This is a genomic window from Achromobacter sp. ACM03, assembly GCF_014851665.1.
GTDB lineage: Bacteria > Pseudomonadota > Gammaproteobacteria > Burkholderiales > Burkholderiaceae_B > Achromobacter > Achromobacter aegrifaciens.
Window position 1 is genome coordinate 137,119 of record NZ_JACVAD010000011.1, and the last position, 14,106, is coordinate 151,224.

At 60.5% G+C, this 14,106-nt stretch carries 17 protein-coding genes and 1 other RNA gene; 12 read left to right on the forward strand and 6 right to left on the reverse strand.

The features are described from left to right. The first annotated feature begins 84 nt into the window (after window positions 1-84). The 11 genes from IB257_RS30240 to IB257_RS30290 all read left to right on the forward strand — a co-directional run bounded on the left by IB257_RS30240 (window position 85) and on the right by IB257_RS30290 (window position 8,715). Window positions 85-621 (forward strand): DUF1833 family protein, encoded by a 537-nt coding sequence (locus tag IB257_RS30240; RefSeq protein ID WP_192493274.1) that lies wholly within the window; start codon window positions 85-87, stop codon window positions 619-621. Beyond that, the gene (locus IB257_RS30245; protein ID WP_192493275.1) at window positions 618-1,007 is read left to right on the forward strand and encodes an NlpC/P60 family protein; all 390 of its coding nucleotides are present in this window, start codon (window positions 618-620) and stop codon (window positions 1,005-1,007) included. Before IB257_RS30240 ends, IB257_RS30245 begins: the two co-directional genes overlap by 4 nt. After that, window positions 1,000-4,794: a host specificity factor TipJ family phage tail protein gene (locus tag IB257_RS30250; protein WP_192493276.1), complete on the forward strand. Its 3,795-nt coding sequence runs from the start codon at window positions 1,000-1,002 to the stop codon at window positions 4,792-4,794. Before IB257_RS30245 ends, IB257_RS30250 begins: the two co-directional genes overlap by 8 nt. Then, window positions 4,795-5,079: a hypothetical protein gene (locus tag IB257_RS30255; RefSeq protein WP_125471450.1), complete on the forward strand. Its 285-nt coding sequence runs from the start codon at window positions 4,795-4,797 to the stop codon at window positions 5,077-5,079. It begins immediately after the preceding gene. Window positions 5,080-5,081: 2 nt separating this feature from the next. Then, window positions 5,082-5,744 carry a hypothetical protein gene (locus tag IB257_RS30260; protein ID WP_175214197.1) on the forward strand — a complete coding sequence of 221 codons (663 nt, stop codon included), beginning with the start codon at window positions 5,082-5,084 and terminating at the stop codon, window positions 5,742-5,744. Between the two features lie 13 nt (window positions 5,745-5,757). After that, complete coding sequence (locus tag IB257_RS30265; protein ID WP_192493277.1) at window positions 5,758-5,925, forward strand: hypothetical protein; 168 nt, start codon at window positions 5,758-5,760, stop codon at window positions 5,923-5,925. A 741-nt stretch (window positions 5,926-6,666) separates the two neighbouring features. Next, entirely contained in the window at window positions 6,667-6,987 is a 321-nt protein-coding gene (locus tag IB257_RS30270) for a hypothetical protein (protein ID WP_192493278.1), read from the forward strand. A gap of 45 nt (window positions 6,988-7,032) precedes the next feature. After that, window positions 7,033-7,284, forward strand: a complete 252-nt coding sequence (locus tag IB257_RS30275) for a holin (protein ID WP_192493279.1) — start codon at window positions 7,033-7,035, stop codon at window positions 7,282-7,284. Then, entirely contained in the window at window positions 7,281-7,820 is a 540-nt protein-coding gene (locus IB257_RS30280) for a lysozyme (protein ID WP_192493280.1), read from the forward strand. Before IB257_RS30275 ends, IB257_RS30280 begins: the two co-directional genes overlap by 4 nt. Then, the gene (locus IB257_RS30285; protein WP_192493281.1) at window positions 7,799-8,209 is read left to right on the forward strand and encodes a hypothetical protein; all 411 of its coding nucleotides are present in this window, start codon (window positions 7,799-7,801) and stop codon (window positions 8,207-8,209) included. Before IB257_RS30280 ends, IB257_RS30285 begins: the two co-directional genes overlap by 22 nt. A 269-nt stretch (window positions 8,210-8,478) precedes the next feature. Further along, window positions 8,479-8,715, forward strand: a complete 237-nt coding sequence (locus IB257_RS30290; protein WP_192493282.1) for a DNA-3-methyladenine glycosylase — start codon at window positions 8,479-8,481, stop codon at window positions 8,713-8,715. A 51-nt stretch (window positions 8,716-8,766) separates the two neighbouring features. On the opposite strand, the gene IB257_RS30295 is transcribed toward IB257_RS30290, so the two are convergent. From IB257_RS30295 to IB257_RS30310, 4 genes are all read right to left on the reverse strand, one after another. Beyond that, window positions 8,767-8,991 carry a CrpP-related protein gene (locus tag IB257_RS30295; protein WP_192493283.1) on the reverse strand — a complete coding sequence of 75 codons (225 nt, stop codon included), beginning with the start codon at window positions 8,989-8,991 and terminating at the stop codon, window positions 8,767-8,769. An 87-nt stretch (window positions 8,992-9,078) separates the two neighbouring features. After that, on the reverse strand, window positions 9,079-9,372 hold the full coding sequence (locus IB257_RS30300; protein WP_192493284.1) for a hypothetical protein: 294 nt from the start codon (window positions 9,370-9,372) through the stop codon (window positions 9,079-9,081). 53 nt (window positions 9,373-9,425) lie between these two features. Beyond that, a complete protein-coding gene (locus IB257_RS30305) occupies window positions 9,426-10,106 on the reverse strand; it encodes an SOS response-associated peptidase (RefSeq protein WP_192493285.1) in 681 nt (226 codons plus the stop codon). A 31-nt stretch (window positions 10,107-10,137) separates the two neighbouring features. Continuing rightward, on the reverse strand, window positions 10,138-10,284 hold the full coding sequence (locus IB257_RS30310) for a hypothetical protein (protein ID WP_192493286.1): 147 nt from the start codon (window positions 10,282-10,284) through the stop codon (window positions 10,138-10,140). A 383-nt stretch (window positions 10,285-10,667) separates the two neighbouring features. On the opposite strand from IB257_RS30310, the gene IB257_RS30315 reads away from it, so the two are divergent. Further along, window positions 10,668-11,735 (forward strand): hypothetical protein, encoded by a 1,068-nt coding sequence (locus IB257_RS30315; protein ID WP_192493287.1) that lies wholly within the window; start codon window positions 10,668-10,670, stop codon window positions 11,733-11,735. A 670-nt stretch (window positions 11,736-12,405) separates the two neighbouring features. On the opposite strand, the gene ssrA is transcribed toward IB257_RS30315, so the two are convergent. Further along, window positions 12,406-12,794, reverse strand: a transfer-messenger RNA (tmRNA) gene (gene ssrA / locus IB257_RS30320). A gap of 91 nt (window positions 12,795-12,885) precedes the next feature. Then, window positions 12,886-14,064, reverse strand: coding sequence for an MFS transporter (locus IB257_RS30325; RefSeq protein WP_119450907.1), 1,179 nt, complete (start codon window positions 14,062-14,064; stop codon window positions 12,886-12,888). Window positions 14,065-14,106 lie beyond the last annotated feature (42 nt).

Genomic DNA, 14,106 nt, shown 5'->3' on the forward strand with positions numbered 1-14,106 from the left:
TCGAAAAGCTCAATATCGATTGACAGTTCAAAAGCCACTTTCAGGGCCCGCTTCGGCGGGCCTTTTCTATTTCAAGGTGCCCCGATGAGTTTTGATCAGGCGGTGAAGGAGGCCTATGCCAGCGCGCCGCAGGACCGGGTGGTGTTTGACACACTGGAAGTCCTTCACTCGGCTTTCGTGAACGATGAGGGGTTTCCCACGGCGATACGGGTGGTGCTCGGCTACGAGAACATCACGGCTCGGCTGGAGAGCGACGCCCCGTTGCATGGTGGTCAGTACGTGGAGTTCATTGCGGCAGCTTTCGGCTTCTCGCTACCGGGGTTCGAAGAAGATCAGGTGCCGCAGATGAAAGTCACGCTGGATGGTGTGACGCAGGAAATCATCGCACACCTGGAGGCTGCCGCCAGCACACCCAGCGAGCCCATCGTAATGATCTATCGACCATTCGTATCGACGGACCTATCTAAGCCGGGTATGGACCCGCCCATCGTTATGGAGCTGACCAACGTCAATGCCACAGGCGTCCAGATCACAGGAGCGGCAACACTCGACGATGTGCACAACGCGGCATTTCCGCGTGAGAAGTACTTGGCCAGCCGTTTTCCGGGGCTTGTTCGATGACGGCCGATCAGATCAGCGAGTACTTGTGGAAGCCGTGGGAGGCTGGCGCGACCGGCCCGAATGCCTACGACTGCTGGGGACTGTTGCGCGCAGTACGCCTTGCTCATTTTGGTGGCGGCATCCCGGCTTGCGTGCTGGGTGACGCTGCGCGCGCCCTGCACGCGGAGAAGCTCCGTTCGGGCGAATGGGAAATCGTCCCGACGCCGGCGCACGGCGATGGCGTGCTGATGCGCGAGGGTAGTGAGCCACACGTTGGCATCTACCTGGCTATCGACGGCGGTGGCGTGCTGCATGCCATGCGCGGCCGCGGCGTCATCTTCACTCATATGCGTGAGCTCCGAATCATGGGGTTCGGGCGATGTCAGTTTTACCGAATCTATGCCTAAAGTTCTCTTCTGCGAAAACCCCTTCCGGCCGCAAATGAGCCGCGAGTTGGTGGCAGTGCGCGCGGGCACGCGCCTTGACACGATGCTTCGGGCGCGCGGCGCGGTGACAGGCCGTGGCGAAAAGCTGGTGCGCAACCACGTCTTCGTGGTGCAGGTGAATGGGGAGTACGTGCTGCAAGCGCAATGGGCGCGGCGCATCGGCTCGTCCGACGTCGTTGCGGTCTTCTACCTGCCCGGTGATGGGGGCAATGGCGGCTCAAATCCCATGCGGACGCTGTTGCAGGTGGCTTTGGTCGTGGCTTCCATGTGGGTGCCGGGAGCGATAGGGTTGCAGGCGGGAGCCGCGTCGGCGATGTCGGCGGGGATCATGATAGGCGGCAACTTGCTGCTTAATGCGGTCCTCCCGCCGCCCACGGCCAACGTTGCCGCTGGCCGCGAACAGGCGAGCCCGACCTATGGCATCAACGCCCAGGGGAACCGTGCGCGCCTGCTTGAGGCGATCCCCGTGCTGTACGGACGTTTCCGCGTTTATCCCGACTTCGCCGCCGAGCCATACACCGAGCTGGAAGGGAACCAGCAGTATCTGTACCAGTTCCTGGCTATCAGCCAGGGGGAGATTGAGATAGAGCAGCGGCTTATCGAAGATACCCCAATGGATAACTTCGGTGAGGTGCGGTATGAGGTTGTCCCTCCTGGCGGCAAGGTAACGCTTTTCCCGGATAACGTGGTCACCTCCAACGCCGTTCAAGGTTTGGAGCTGAAGGGGCCGAACGAGGCGGGTAGCGGCGCCGTGGGGCCATTCGTCGCCAATCCGGCAGATTCACTTGCCAACAGAATTGCCATCGATATCGCCTTCCCGGCAGGTTTGTATCGGGCCGACGACAAGGGGGACTTGGATCCTTTCACCGTGACCTGGGATGTTCAGGCGCAGGCGATCGACAACGAAGGCAATCCGGTGGGCGAGTGGTTCCTATTGGGCATGGAGTCCTATCGCGCGTCCACGGCTACACCTCAGGCCAAGACCTATCGCTATGACGTGCCCGAGGGGCGCTACCAGGTGCGCGCCCAGCGCACGAGCAACAAGCAGATGGACACCCGGTATGGGAACGTACTGCAATGGTCCGGCATGCGTGCCTATCTGCCGCCGAGGCAGTCCTACGGCAACCTGACCGTGCTGGCGGTGGTCATGCGGGCGACCAACAACCTGAACCAGTCCACGGCGCGTCGTGTCAACGTGATCGCAACGCGCAAGCTCAAGAGCTGGAATCCGGTAGATGGTTGGTCGCTTTCCACTAAGGCAACTCGTAATCCCGCCTGGGCGATTGCTGATGCGTGCACGAACAAGGAGTATGGGCGAGGGCTGGCGGACAGCCGCATCAACTTGTACGAGCTCTACCGCTTGGCGCAGGTGTGGGAAAGCCGCGGCGATGAGTTCAACGGTGTGTTCGACACGACCACCACGTTCTGGGATGCGTTGACCAGGATCGCGCGGGTGGGGCGTGCCAAGCCCATGTACTACGCCGGTGTGATCGACATCGTGCGCAATGAGCCCCGTAGTGTGCCGACGGCGATGTTCACGCCCATGAATATCGTGGCCGAGTCGTTTTCCGTGGACTATAAGTTCATGAAATCGGACAGCCCCGATCATGTCGTGGTGTCCTATATCGATGAGGAAACATGGCAACCAGTGGATGTGCCATGTGTCCTCCCTGGGGGTACGCAGGAGCGTCCTTACACCGTCGAGCTGTTCGGTTGCACCAACCGAGAGCAGGCGTGGCGGGAAGGGATGAGCATGGCCGCGGCCAACCGCGACCAGCGCCGATTTCCCAATCTCTCGTCCGAATTGGATGGCCTGCTGCCGAAGTTTCTTGATCTGGTGGCCATCACGCACGACGTGCCGAAGTGGGGGCTGTCGGGATTCGTGCGGGGCCACAACCCTGTTACGCGCGTTCTCACGATGTCCGAGCCATTGGAGTGGTGGGCCGGCGAGAACCACTATCTAAGTCTGCGTATGCTGGACGGCACTGTGCGTGGTCCCTTCCTGGTGACGCAGGGACAGGATGAGTTTTCGGTGGTCCTGGCTAATGCCTTGCCGGTGGACGTTGAAATTGCCTCGGGTGATACCGGGGAGCCGACGTATTACCAGTTTGGCCCAGGAGAAAAGCGGGCACTCAACACGCTCGCGCTGTCTGCCACGCCGGACGAGAACGGAAGGGTAGCGCTGACGTTCGTCAACTACGCTGACTCGGTGCATACCGCCGAGCTGGGCGGCGATGTGCCGCCACCGCCGCCACCGTCGCTCTTGCCGAACAAGCCCGGAGCGCCGGTGGTGAACGAGGTTACCGTGTTCGCCACGGCCGTTACCGGCGTTCAACAGATTTCGTGCACGCCGGCGCGTGGCGCCACCGCCTACGAGTTCCAGGCGAGCAACGATCAGGGCACGACCTGGATGCAACTGGGTACGGTAGCTGAGCCGAGCTTGAAGGCGCAGCTATCAATGGGCGTCTGGTGGGTTCGGGCGCGTGGCATTGGTGCGCTGCCGGGGCCGTGGAAGACGTGGCAAGGCCAGATCAGTGCCACTATGCTGCCGCCGCCCAAGCTGACCTCGCTCACTGCGAGCGGCCAGGTGATGGGCATTGACCTGCACTGGGTATGGCCGTCTGGTATCAATCTGCGCGCGATTGAAATCTATCGGTCGTTGACCAATGACTTCACCGCGGCGTCTCCTCTCGGTACGTTCAGCCACCCGCAAACCTCCCATTCGCTCACAGGGTTGCGCAACAGCCAGGAAATGTATTTCTGGGCACGCGTCCGCGATGACGCGGATCAGCCTGGCCCCTGGTATCCCGGTGAGTTCGGCGTGCGGGGGCAATCCACTTCCGACCCGTCCGTACTGCTGAGCTACATGGAGGGCCAGATTGGCGCGGGCCAACTCGCCCCTGGGCTGATTGAGGAAATCAAGGCAGGGGTGACCGATGACGTTCTAGAGGACATCATCGGCGATCTGTCTGGCGACGACGTGCTGGACCAGAAGTGGTACGCGGGCGATGACGGGCGCAACTTTGTCGGAACCGTTTCCACAACGTCGGTCATCAACGAGGGCGACTACCGCGAGGCACGGCGCACGACCGCGCTCGCTGCGCAGGTTAACGGCAATCTGGCCGTGATCCGTGAGGACTTGGTTGTCACTGCGAACCTGAGTGCCGTAACGGCGCAGCAGATGCTGGTGCTGAGTGGCCGGGTGGGCACGAACGAGGCGACCTTGCAGGAAACGCGGGGTATCGCGGTCAATGCGCAGGATTCTGCAAATAGCGCTGGCCTGCTGGCCGAGACCACGAAGCTTGCGCTCAGCTCGAACTGGATGCTCAAGGCCCAGGTGCGGCAGGATGGGCGTGTTGTGCAGGCAGGTGTCGCGCTCGGTGCGGCGATTGGCGAGAACGGCCAAAGCCGCAGCGAGTTCCTGGTGATGGCGGACGTTGTGGCATTTCTCACGTCGTTGAATGGCAGGCTGCATACGCCTTTCATTTTTGACGTGGTGAATGACACGGCCTATTTCGATACCGCCTACATCAAGAATGGGACGCTCGGTTCGGCGAAGTTCGTCGACAACCTCCAGTCGGACGCTGTGAATCCATGGGGGGTGCCCGTATTGAACATCAACATGCGAACGGGGTTGATGTCATTCAACGGCACGGAAGCTGACGGCTCGCGTACTGAGGTTTCCAACAAGGGGATGCGCTACTACTACCCAAACGGGCAGCTTGGAGCAAGGTTTGGAGGGGTATAGATGGCGGTTGTCCCTTTAGAAATCTGGGATCAGAACGGCATCCCACTCTTCCAGTTTGGAACGAAGGTGGCTCGCCAATTCGGGAGCTTCGATACCGGCACCGTGGATAGCTACAACAGCATCCCAACCCTTGGGCTGCCGAAATCCTGGTACGTATGCTCGGCAATTCATGGTGGCCTCAACCTACCGATCATCAAGAGAAACGGCGCCGTGATTTCGTGGGAATTTATGGAGAATCCGAATGAAGCGAGGGCTTCCGTTCGCGTCTATTACGGGCTGGAGTGATTATGGCTGACGCCGCGATTGTGCTCTATGACGAGGTGGGAAATCTGATCGTAGATAGCAAGAACGTGAACATGTTTCTGCGCCATATGGGCGTAGGGACCAGCATCACGTTCGCTGCCGCCGAGCCGGTGGTGTTCTTTCGGCCTCTGGGGGAGTTCGGCACGCTTCGGCACTTGCTGATGAATGGCAATGGTACTTACACAGCCGTGTTTGTTGGCGGTCCCTGTGAATACTACGTGTTCGATAGGCCCTGGGTAACCGGTGGGCCGATTGACATCTGGTCGGAGGATGGAAGGCACATTTTCATGAGTACGGCCCGCCCGATGAATGTTTACACCACGTTCACCATCCCGCGGTACTGGAACTCAGATGGGACTGGTGTCGGCTACCGAGACGGCTACACCTATACCGGTTTGCCCAGCCGGAAATGGGCTTACAGCGCCGCGTACAACCGTCGAGGGTATCAGTGCTACGCGCAAGCGGGTGGCGGGTGGAGCAGCTTCTTGTGGGGCGAGCACTACTCGGCCAGGGTGAACGGGATCTACTCGCGGATCCAAGACAACCTGGGTACGTATCTCGGTTGGGCGCCGTTGCGCAACAACGTTTTTTATTCAAAGGCCGAAGGGAACGACATTGCGGTAATTGACGTCACCGGCTGGCAATAGGAAGGAACAAGGCATGCAGAAAGAGATTCATGATGTGCTTATCCAGAACCTGGGAAATCGGCTTACGCCTGAGCTCATCAACGGCCTGGCCGCGACAATCCTGAGAATCGTCCGGAACGCGAGTTCGGGCGCTCCGAAGCCTCAAGAAGATGGTGTAAAGGAGGGGGCAGAGAATGCCTGACCTTTCGCTTTTCAAGGTAGATCTGGACACGCCGCAGCCAGGGGGCAGGCGCGGGGATTCGCCGCGGCTTGCATTTACGAAGCACAACGACTTGACCGACGCGATTACGCCTCTCGCTCGCGACTCCGGAGCAATTGGTGCTGCCGTCAGGTTCGGTGACCTGGAGACTGGGGGGATCGTGCCGGCGGCATCGACTACTCGGGATTGCTTCACTATTCCGAGTTTGATGACTGGTCGAGGGATGTGGCGAGAACTCGTTGCGGGATCGGCGCCTAACGCGCCGGGCGGCGACGGCTACTGGCTGATTGAGATGATTCCCTATTCGGGCAGTGGTGGCCGCGATCTGTGCCTTATGGCTTACCCGCTATATCACTCGGGGAACGTAGGGCCTCGAGTGTGCCGCCGGGAGGCAGGCACCTGGCGCCCCTGGATAGCGACAACGGACACCGTCACCACGTCCGCAAACGGAACCGTCTTCAGGACGCCAGGCGGCTGGCAGTCTTGCCAGCATTCTCTGCCCGTGGTGGCTGGTGTGGCGACAATGGTGGAATGGACTTTGCCGGCATCATTTCTCTCAGGTGAGTTTTGGGCAGATGGCCGGCTGATTGGGCCGGCTGGTTACGATCCGGCTGCGGAAGGTGTGCAGCTGGTGGCGGGCGGGATCGTGTCGAGCTACGTCGCCTTCCGCGTGACTTCTCCCATTTCGACAACGCTGCGTGTCATAGCATCAGGGAGGTACAAATGATCATTACGCTTTCCCCGCAAATCTGCACGCTACGTGTTCCCGGCATCGAGCGCGACGACGATGCGCTGATCATTGACGGAACGCTATTCGACTTCAGCCAGTTGGAAGAGGGCGCGGCATTGTCTCGCGAGACGATGGCTTCTCCATACTTCGCTGGCGAGGTACGGCGCCAGGACGGCCAGGTGCATGTGTCCGTTCTCTTTCCCATCGATGAGCTTGCATCCGACGAGATGCGGTTTCCTGCTCCGTTCGTAGATCCGCCGGATGGGCGGCTTGAACTGCCTCGGGTCAAACCGAGAGAAATACCGACCCAGTGATACGCCCGCTTCAGCGGGCTTTTTTTCGTCCATACGGGAGGCACCATGCCTCAGGGGATCAGCAAGATGAATTTGGATGATATGGCCATCCAGGCCGCGAATCGCACCACCGAGACCGGCGCCGTGACGGGCGTTGTCGGCTGGGCGGCTCAGGTGAACTGGATTGGTTGGGCGGGCTTTCTGGTCGCAGTTGTCGGCCTGTTGGCGAACCTGTACTACCAGCGCCGGCGCGATCGGCGCGAGCAAGCAGAAAGCGAGGCCCGCATGGCGGCCTTGCGGGAGAGGTGCAAACCATGAAGCTGGGAACCAAGGTCACGGGCGGCGCTGCCGCCCTTGTTGCGTCGGGGGTGCTGGCGATATTCTCGCCCGCGCTGCAATCTTTCCTCGGTACGTGGGAAGGAGAGGGCCAGAACATCGTGTATGCGGACAAATTGGCCAAGGGGCTGCCCACCGTCTGCAAGGGCATCACGAAGCACACCAGCCCTTATCCCGTAGTGGTGGGCGACTACTGGTCGCCGGAGCGCTGCGCCGATGTGGAGCGGATGGTGGTTCGCAAGGGGCAGCTCGACTTGGCCGATTGCATTGACGTGGCCATAAGCCAGCCGATCTTCGACGCGCTGAGCAGCCATTCGCATAACTTCGGCGTGCCCCGCACATGCGCGAGTCGGGCCGTCGGTCTGATCAATTCGGGGGATGTGGCTGAGGGTTGCAACGCTCTGGCGCATGGCCCTGACGGCAAACCAGTCTGGTCGTATGCGGACGGGAAGTTTGTGCGGGGCCTGTACAACCGCCGACTTGAGGAGCGTGCGCTATGTCTATCGGGGCTGCGCTAATCGGCTGGAAGGGCTACGCCGCGGCCGGTGTCGCAGGTGCGATGGTGCTGGGCCTGGCCGGCGCGGGAGTCGCCTGGTACGGGCACAGCCAGCGCGAAGCGGGCATGGCTGCGTGCCAAGAAGCCCACCGCGTGGCCAGCCTGGAAGAGTTCAAGTCAGAAGCCGAGCGTCTGACCGGCCTGTCCGGCGACCTGCAGGCCCGCATAGATCAGCTCGCCGCCACGCGGCCCCAGGTCATCGAGAGGTACACCCGTGAAATTGTTCAGCGCCCTTTGCCTGCTGACTGCGTGCGCGACCCTGGCCGGGTGCGCGCAACCAACGAAGCCATCGATGCGGCCAACGCTGCCCGTCAACCTCAGCGCCCCATGCCCGCCGATCCCGCGCGTTGATTCTCCATCGTGGGATGATCTGGCCCAGGCTCATGCCGCGCTGGCGTTTCAGTATGCCGAGTGCGCCGCCCGGCACCAGACTGTGGTGGACGCCTGGGCCAAGACCTAGCGGGGCTCCATCCCCTTGCGAAGCATGCGCGGTGATTCCAAGTCTTGGGCCATGCCAGACGCAGCGGATGGCGACACCCGGGTCTTTAGCTCGGTTGTATATCCAGTGCTACCCTGGGTATGAATCTTGCTGCGCTCAGCAAGAACTCTTGGGGATCGATGTGAATACGGACGAGTTTGTTTCTAAGATGATTGTGACGGCCGGCCCTGAGAATTTGGGATTCGGAGACTGGACGGAGGTGCTCTACGCCTACGCTGCAGTGTTGGAGCGGATAGAAGCTCGGTTGACCGTGGAGGAGACTCACGAACTGATTGGCGTGGGTGGCCAGTTCTATCGGACTCTGGCGCGCGCTGAAGACTATCGCCGCACGTTTACGCGTCATCCTTCCACGGAGTGAACCTCGCGGCGATTCAGCCACGCGCCCCGTAATGTGACGCGTGCTTGACACTTACACCGTATGTAGGTCTGTAGATTGAACGTGGCTGGGCGGCGGTCTTGTCACTTCCTTTTCCTTCGCCCATCCTGCTTCCCACGCATCGACCTTGGCCTGCCAAATTTTGGGCGATTCTCCCGTGTGTCCGGGCATTGCCTGGGCCTTGAGGTAGGGGCAGTCCCAAAGGGTCAATCCTTGGCGGGCAGCCACCGCGCCCTGCTTTCGGATGTCGTCGTACATTGCGCAACCCTCCAAAAGTCGATGATCGAGGGCCAAGTATGAAACGAGTCGGGAGGCGAACGCAATAGTGTGTCCGTACCAGGGGCGCTAGCGCGGCGGCATCCCCTTGCGCAGCTTGCGCGGCGATTCCAGCAGCTCGGCCGTCATCTGGTCGCGCTCGAGCACACAGGGCTCCATGGCCAGGCCCGCCAGCAGATCGTCGTAGATGTCGCCCGTCAGGCCTGCGGGCCGGTTCAGTTCGAAGGACACCTGGTGCAGGCGCAGCAGGGCCGCGCGCAGGCGCTTCACCTCCCATAGCAGGGAGAGGACATCAGGGTTCCAGGGCTGACGCTCCCGGATGGCCCGGAGGTCGGCGAAGGTGAGCGGGTCTTTGAACGGCATGGCGGAAAACACTGGTTGAATATCCAGTATATTCCGTCTGCAATTGGGGTCAGCTATCGGGCTTTCCCGTCCCCCATGGGCGTGGCCACCAGGCGCTCAGCCGGGTAGGGCACCAAGAAATCCCGGGTATCGGTGACCGGCGCGGTCAGCCAGTCCCGATAGGCGCCCTCTGGCAAGATCACGACCATGCGCTTTTCCTTGCCGACCTGGTGGTAGTTCTGGAAGAGCGGATCCTGGTCGGCGTTGATGGTGAGCATGGTGTAGCTCTCCTGCCACTGGCCGACGGCGTCCCGGTAGCGGTCCCACAGGCCGGCGATGCCCAGCGGCGCGCCGTCGGCGCGGGTGAAGCGGGTTGCCACCGCAGCGCCCGACCGCCAGTCGGGCTCGAAGATCGCGTCGGCCGGGATGATGCAGCGCCGGCCCTTGGCCCAAGCCAGGCGGAACGTCCACAGGGTGTGTGCGGTCTCGCTCTTGGCGTTGAAAGTGTAGATTTTCTCCGCCTGCGCCAATTTTTCCGGCGGTGTGCCAGGCGCGATCATGCCCCAGCGGCCCACGACTGCCTCCCTTTCCGGCACAGCCTCATCGCCCGCATCATGCTCGGGCGGCCGCCGCACGAACAGCCCCTGATACTTCGGCCACATGTCGTACTCGCCCATGGCCTTCGGCTTCTCTGGCACCCCGAATTTCTTCAGCAGGTACTCGGCATCCTTCAGGGTCTGATAGTGGCTGCACATGGTCCCTCCCATCGGAAGGGCCAGTATAGGATCAGTCCAAGCCGGCGGCTTCGTCCGGGAAGCGCTCAAGGTAGTAGACCAGCGCGCGGACGATCAAAACGATCAGGCGCTGCTGAGCGATGGGTAGGGCGTCGAATTGCGCCAAGGTGAAGTATTCGTCGTAGGGCCAGGGTTTCATCCTAGCAATGTACGGTGAGCATGTCGCCCTGATCTAGCAGCTAGCTTCGGATATCAGACTGATTTCCGAATGCGTAGCGACCGATTTACCGTTCTTGTTCAAAGTAAAATTACATTTCAATATTTAGGAGGAGGTATTCAAAGATGGCGGAGCAAGGCAAAGCTGATCCCCCTTCCGAGGACAGCACGGGTAAGAGTGCAGACGGGACTAAGAAGACATCGCCGAAGCGCGTTCAAAAGCGGGCTGAATCTAGGTCGGGGTGGCAATGGTTCTTCGGGCATTTGCTCCCGATGTACGCAATCATGGGGCTGCTCCTAGTTATTGCCTATCAAGGTCTTGGCAATGGGGCGCAAAGGGCGAGTCCGCAGGCGCCTTTGCCCCACATGGACGTTGAAAGCTCACGCACGCCAACAACTGGGCAATCGAACCCTGTAGCAAAAGCCGCTGCGGGCCCCTCTTCTGGGGGGGAGCCAGCCGTGCCGACCGCGAAAGTTTCGGAAGTCGAAGGCTCCGAACCTCAAGCTATAGCCACCCCCCCCATCGCAACGCCAGGTGCGCAGTTGGGCGGGCATTCGACAGGTGAGGCGCAAGCCGTATCGGCTGTTGCTCGTATGGCATTAGATGCGACAAAGGAGCGCATTGATGCTATGAAGGACACCTACGATCGACTTTTTGCAATGATTGCAACGCTAGGGGCATTGCTCGCGTTCTTGGGGTTTAAGGGATTCGAATCATTTGTCCGCGCGAAGGAGAGCGCAAGCGATGCGGTGATCGAAGCAGAAGATGCAGTCGACCTGGCGAAGGGGGCTGTCGCCAAGCAGGAACAGTTCTTGGACGTTGACTATCCCAAAAATACTTCAGCAGAGATCAATGTCGCGCATGGATTGATCATGCGAGAAATTGCTGAGGTTTACGATGCGGTGGGCAAACAGCTACGTACGGAAGCGGGTGAAGCGTTCACCTTTCCTGAACGGAGAGCACGCCTAAAAGACAGCTTGATGTACCTTGAGCGTGCGCTCAAGAACGAAAACAATCTGGACATCAAGGTCAAATGCCGAGCGTTGGGTACCGTTGGAAATGTGAAAAAGCGACTCAATGACACCTTAGGTGCGCTTGGTGCAGCCAAACGAGTCGTGGAGCATGACGCCACGGATCCTTCTGCACATTACAACGTGGCTTGCTACGCATCGTTAGCTGCTGAGCAAGAGGCAGGAAGGTGCAGCTCCGATGATGAGGCGTCACACGTTCAGGAATACGTCCAACTGGCCTTTGAATCACTAAGAGAAGCGGGCAAACTTCATCAGCGATTTCTTGCTCAGGCGAAAGAAGAACATGATCTACGTTGGTTGAGAGCTCACAACATTCACGGAACTACTTTCTCAACGATTGTTCTTGTTGGAGATTCTCGTCCGGACCCTCAACCTATTCGGCGGGATGTTCCGCAGAACTAGCAAAACGTTCCTTCCAAAAAGCACGAAGCCCGCTAGTAAGGCGGGCTTCTCTATGACACGTAAATTACTTACGCCCAGGGACGAACGTCCATCGCGAGTTCCTTGAACTTGTTGACCATATTTCCTCTCCTTGTTTGCATCAGCGGAAGCAACATTACGTTGATCACTGCGTTGATCGACATGTAAGTGAGACGCCAATGAGCGTACAAAGTTCCTTACACAGATCTAAGCGCAGCCGAATGCTACCACAATTGAAATCCTAGTTCGGGAAGGCTTTCAACGTTGGTTGCACAACCGAACTCTACATGTAGGCGCGGCCAGCTGGCAATTCTTTTCGTGGATGATGTTGATAGCCTACGTCTACTGAGTGTGCGATAGATCTTCGCTAGACTTGCTAGGTTGTCGCGGAGGCACAACAGGTTGATGCGTCACCCACAACGGTCGGCCCAAGCGCTAAGCCAACGACGGAGCCATTCATCTCAACTGCGGGGGTGTCGACGCTAGGTCAACCGCCAACCGCTGGATGTTGCCAACAATGATGGCAACACCGCACTTATCTCTGAGTTCTGGATGCTGACCAAAAAGCTGACCATTCAGCCCAAAACAGCCCAAAAAAAAGGCCAACTTTTAGGGTTGGCCTTTTCTAAGTGCTTGATAACACTGCGGTATTTGGTGGAGCCGGGGGGAATTGAACCCCCGTCCGCAAGCCCTCCGCAACCAGTTCTACATGCGTAGTCGATTTATTTGGTTTTAACCCTGGACTTAGCCAACCGACAGGCCGGACCAGAGCGATTCACGTAATTTAAATTTGAACCGTGTGACCCCAGTTCAAACCGATTCCTTGTGAATGTCGCTGCTGCGGTTCGAGGGTTGCCCCCCTAGGAAGTTGCCTTCCCCCGCCTGACCCAAGGACAGATCAGTGCAGCGGCTCACCGCTTAAGCGGCGAGAGCGAAACGCTCGTCGTTGGCGTTTGTAGTGTTCCAGTGGTTTAACGAGCGTACTGGTGCTCGGCATGCCCTGAGTTGTTTCGCGACCCACGTCGAATCCGGATCGGCCCCAAGAGGATCTATTGTACTGGGAAACGCCATAGCCTGCTGCATCGTCTGCGCCGCCATGCCCGGGCGTGGCGCAGACGATACAGGCGGGCCGTCACACGGCGTTGGCGCAGGCCGCCTTGGGCTCCCGGCGCGGGCGCGAAGCCGCCATCAGCGCGAAGGCCAGGACCACGGAGATGCCGACGATGACGGCCGCGGCCCAGCCCAGCGAGGCCAGTCCGTAGTTGTCGATGACGTACCCGCCGACCACGGCGCCCAGGCCGATGCCGGTGTTGGCGCCCGAGATATTCAGGGACGCGGCAAAGGCCGGCGCTTCCGGCGCGGACTTCATCAGCCGCACGTGGCAGACGATGAAGAGCGCGGCTTGCGCAATGCCCCAGACGCCCAGCGCCACGGCCAGCAGTCCGTGCGACTGCATCACGGGGGCGATCACGGCCAATCCTGCCGCCATCAGCGCCGAGAATAAGGCGGTCGCGCCCAGGGGGCTGCGGTCCACCATGCGGCCGCCCAGGGTGTTGCCGATCAAACCGACGGCGCCGAATGCCATCATCGTCCAACCGACGATCTGGCCGTTGAAACCGGCCAGCCGCTCCAGCATGTCCGCCAGGTAGGTGTAGGCCGTGAACATGCCGGTGAAAACCAGCAGCGACAGCAGCACATGGCCGACCACGATCGGGTTGCGCAGGATGCGCAGCTGCGTGATGAGCTTGACGCTGTCGGCGCGGATGCGGGTGCTGGGGAAGGCGAACAGCAAGAGCAGGGCCTTGGCGAACGCCACCGCCGACAGCACGCCAAAGGCGGCGCGCCAGCCGAAGGCGTCGGAAATCAGCACGCCGATGGGGATGCCGAATACCGTGGCCGCGACGATGCCGAAGGCAACCATGGAGATGGCGCGGCCGGCGCGCGCCGGGCCGACCAGTTCCACGGCCGTGGCGCTGGCCAGCGACCAGAACACCGGCAGAGCCAGGGCAGGGACGAGGCGCGCCACGGCCATGACCCAGATGTTCGGCGCGACGGCCGCCAGGGCGTTGGACAGGCCGAACAGCACCAGCACGCCAATGAACAGGCGCTTGCGCTCTATGTTGGCCATGAGCGCCGTGAGCAGCGGACCGGTCGCCGCTACCGTGAAGGCGAACAGCGATACCAGCAGGCCGGCCTGGGACACGGTGACGTTCAGGTCGCGGGCCAGGCCGGGCAGCAGCCCGATGATCAGGAACTCTGTCGTCAGGATGGTGAAGCCGGCGGCGGAAAGTAACAGGATGGGCAATAGCATAGGCATTCCTCTGGCGCGACGCGGCAAGGCGGCGCGCGGGGG